This window comes from Mesorhizobium sp. M4A.F.Ca.ET.020.02.1.1 (assembly GCF_004022645.1).
Lineage (GTDB): Bacteria > Pseudomonadota > Alphaproteobacteria > Rhizobiales > Rhizobiaceae > Mesorhizobium.
The window spans coordinates 1-690 of the sequence record NZ_RZOI01001308.1 but is presented as its reverse complement, the minus strand read 5'-3'; the positions used below and the strand labels follow the sequence as shown (position 1 = coordinate 690).

Annotated in this window: 2 protein-coding genes; one reads left to right on the top strand and one right to left on the bottom strand. The window is 65.8% G+C overall.

Annotation, left to right across the window (positions count from 1 at the left end; translation table 11 throughout):
* Nucleotides 1-289: 289 nt before the first annotated feature.
* The gene (locus tag EN742_RS38510; RefSeq protein ID WP_189375771.1) at nt 290-454 is read left to right on the top strand and encodes a hypothetical protein; all 165 of its coding nucleotides are present in this window, start codon (nt 290-292) and stop codon (nt 452-454) included.
* Between the two features lie 32 nt (nt 455-486).
* Here EN742_RS38510 and EN742_RS36820 read toward each other — a convergent pair.
* A partial coding sequence (locus tag EN742_RS36820; protein WP_148670611.1) for an HU family DNA-binding protein occupies nt 487-690 on the bottom strand: 204 nt, incomplete at its 5' end.

Genomic DNA, 690 nt, shown 5'->3' with positions numbered 1-690 from the left:
AGGTCGTCACAACGCTGACCTGTCACAGTGGTCACGTTGTCGCCTTACACGGGACGGTACCGCGCCTGCTTCTCGCTTCCCGGGCGCACAACCGGGAGCGGGAAGTCTGCTCAGGTCGTCCGATGGTGCCATGTCGACCCGAAGGCCTCAAGGACGAGCGGTCCCCCCAAAATGCTTGCGCATTTCGGCTCCCCCACTCGCCGCCTCCGGCGGTCGCTGCGCGATCCTTGACCCCTCCGGCCCGCCATCGCCGCCGGCGTCGTCCTTCACAAACATCAAGGAGATGACGATGTCGATCGATCAACACATTGAAGAGCTTCGGGCCGAGCTGCGGAACGCCGTCGACGCCAACGAGCGGCGCTGGATCAAAGAGGAGCTCGCGATGGCGCTGGCCGAGCGCGAGGCGATCTGGGTCGAGCAGGAAGGCCTCTTCAGCAGCGAACCGCTCTTCTAGGCGGCGTCGCGCCTCGGACGCGCTTGCCGGCCTCAGCCGTTGAGCGCGTCCTTTACGGCCTTCGCCGGCGCGAAGGCCAGTTTCTTCGAGGCCGCGATCTTGATCGTTCCCCCGGTGGCCGGATTGCGGCCTTCACGGGCCGGCGTCGCCTTCACCTTGAATTTTCCGAAGCCGGGGATGTTCGTCTCGGCCCCGCTCGCCGCCGCTGAGGCAATCTCCTTGAAGACGCTGTCGAC